Raw genomic sequence first — 2,816 nt, 5'->3', positions numbered from 1 at the left:
TTATATTTATTTCTATTATTTTATTAAGTATTATTTGGATAATTATTTCTAATATTATTGATAATTCAATTTATTTACCAAAGGTTAACGAAGTAGTAAATGAAATTATAACAATATTTAGAGACAAGAGTTTTTTATTAGATATTGGATATTCATTGTTTAGGGCAATAATTAGTTTTTTAGTTGCATCTATAATTGCAATATTATTGGGTGTGTTATCAAGCTTTAATAAATACATTTACAACTTTTTTTATCCTATTAATTTAATTATTAAATCAATTCCAAACATTGCTTTTATTTTAATTGCATTAATATGGCTAAACAAAAACTCTTCACCTTATTTAATAGGGATAGTTATATCATTTCCTATTTTGTATGAAACAACTATAAATTCCATCTTAAATAGCAATGAGCAGTTAGTAGAGATGTTAGATATTTATAAGATAACATTTAAAGAGAAACTTAAAAATTTTTATATGCAATCTGTTTTTATTAATATATCTCAAATTGCTACCTCTACTTTTTCACTAGCTTTTAAGATCGTTGTTGCAGGAGAAGTATTTGGACAACCAAAGTATGGGATAGGAACAGCAATACAAGGAGCAAAGATTAACTTTAATACTCCGGGGATTTTCGCTTGGATAATTATTGTTGCTTTGTTATCTTATATTTCAGATAAGGTAATTCTTTTTATAATTAAAAAGTCTTTAAAAGGTGGGAGATATTTAATTGATTAAGTATAAGAATATTAATATTTCTTTTGGAGATAGAATACTATATAAAGACTTCTCTATTGATATTAAAGAAAAAGATATAAACTTTATTATGGGAGAGTCTGGAGTTGGAAAAACAACACTTATAAAATATATTATGGATAAGCTTTTAATGAAAGATGAAGATATTAGTGTTGTATTCCAAGAACCGAGGCTTTTACCTTGGAAGAATGTTTATGAAAATTTAGAATTAGTACTAAACAAGAAGTGTACTAATAAGGAAAAAGAAATAAAAATTAGATATATATTAAAAGAATTGAACTTAAATAACTGTGAAAATTTATATCCACATGAATTAAGTGGAGGTATGAGGCAACGTGTAAGTATTGCTAGAGCATTATTATATGATGGGAATATATTTATTATGGATGAGCCTTTTAAAGGATTGGATAAAGAAAATAAAAATAAAATTATTGATTTTATTTATTCATATTTAAAGGAAAAAGAAAAAACTACTATTATAATTAGCCATGATGTTAGTGAGATAACTAGAGTGAAAACTAATTGTATATATTTAAAAGGCGAACCAGTGGCTTCAGAAATTATAAATTTAACCTAAAATATTAATAGTTTAATAGAAGAATTGAATATTTGTTTTTTCACATAAGATAATTTTAAATGACTATAGGGGTTTGTATCAAAATTTGATACAAACTTTTTTTTTCTAAAATATTCAAAAAAGGTATTCACAAATTAAGTAAAATAGAGTAATATATAATTAAAAGAAAAACATATCGGAATAGTAGGAAAAGAGGAGAGGTTAATATGGCAATAGCAAAAAGTTTAGTGGATTTAATAGGAAAAACACCACTATTAGAATTATCAAACTATAATAAAGAAAACGGAGTGGTAGGTACAGTAATAGCAAAACTTGAATACTTTAATCCAGGTGGTAGTGTTAAAGATAGAATTGGATTTGGTATGATAGATGATGCAGAAAAGAAGGGATTACTAAAGAAGGATTCAGTAATTATAGAACCAACTAGTGGTAATACAGGTATTGCATTAGCTTATATAGCTGCAGCAAAAGGGTACAAGTTAATTTTAACAATGCCAGAAACAATGAGTTTAGAAAGAAGAAATCTTTTAAAAGCTCTTGGAGCTGAATTAGTTTTAACACCTGGATCAGAAGGTATGAAGGGTGCAATAGCTAAGGCAAATGAAATAAAGGATTCAACTGAAAATTCAATTATACTACAACAATTTGAAAACCCAGCTAATCCAGAAATTCACAGAGTAACTACTGCAGAAGAAATTTGGTCAGATACAGATGGAAAAGTTGATTTCTTTGTATCAGGAGTAGGAACTGGTGGTACACTTACTGGAGTAGGTGAAGTTTTAAAAGAAAAGAATCCAAATGTTAAGATAATAGCAGTAGAACCAACAAATTCACCAGTTATAGCTGGAGGAAAGCCAGGTCCTCATAAGATTCAAGGAATTGGGGCTGGATTTATTCCTAAGAATTTAAATGTTTCAATTATTGACGAAATTATAGCAGTAGACAACGAGGAAGCTTTTAAGGCATCAAAGGACTTAGCTAGAACAGAAGGACTATTAGTAGGAATATCTTCTGGTGCAGCAATAGTTGCAGCAACAAAATTAGCACAAAGAGAAGAAAATAAAGGAAAAAATATCGTTGTAATCTTACCAGACACTGGAGAAAGATATTTATCTACTGATTTATATAAATAATTTAAACAAAGTCATTGCTATTTATAGTAGTGACTTTTATTATTAAGATATAGAATAATGAAGAAAAAGGTGATAAAGTGAAGATTTCAACTAAGGGAAGATATGGATTAAGAGCTTTAATTGACTTAGCAATTAATATGGAATCAGAAAATGTAAGCATAAAAGCAATTTCAGAAAGACAAAGTATTTCAGAAAGATATTTAGAACAAATATTTTCTTTGCTTAGAAAGGCTGGAATTATTCTTGGAAGAAAAGGAGCCCAAGGTGGATATATACTAGGGAAAGAACCCAAAGATTTGCCTATAATAGATATATTAAAGGTATTAGAAGGAGACAGTATATTTATTGATA

General features: G+C 27.4%; 4 protein-coding genes. All 4 read left to right on the top strand.

Annotated elements, in window-relative coordinates; translation table 11 throughout:
• Nucleotides 1–737, top strand: a 737-nt coding sequence (locus tag E6248_RS15005; protein ID WP_316341583.1) for an ABC transporter permease subunit, incomplete at its 5' end; no start/stop codon positions are given.
• Entirely contained in the window at nt 730–1,332 is a 603-nt protein-coding gene (locus E6248_RS15000; RefSeq protein WP_316341582.1) for an ATP-binding cassette domain-containing protein, read from the top strand. The genes E6248_RS15005 and E6248_RS15000, both read left to right, overlap by 8 nt.
• Nucleotides 1,333–1,538: 206 nt before the next feature.
• On the top strand, nt 1,539–2,465 hold the full coding sequence (gene cysK / locus E6248_RS14995) for a cysteine synthase A (RefSeq protein ID WP_316341581.1): 927 nt from the start codon (nt 1,539–1,541) through the stop codon (nt 2,463–2,465).
• 77 nt (nt 2,466–2,542) lie between these two features.
• On the top strand, nt 2,543–2,816 hold a 274-nt coding region (locus E6248_RS14990), incomplete at its 3' end, for an Rrf2 family transcriptional regulator (RefSeq protein ID WP_316341580.1).

Origin of the sequence: Clostridium sp., from assembly GCF_032552055.1 — a bacterium.
Lineage (GTDB): Bacteria > Bacillota > Clostridia > Clostridiales > Clostridiaceae > Clostridium.
Note: the sequence above shows the minus strand (reverse complement) of the source record. Positions and strands in the feature narration are given on the sequence as shown.

Bases quoted from the DNA above. Each gene is read 5' to 3' on its own strand.
- cysK (WP_316341581.1), top strand. From the start codon at position 1,539: ATGGCAATAGCAAAAAGTTTAGTGGATTTAATAGGAAAAACACCACTA.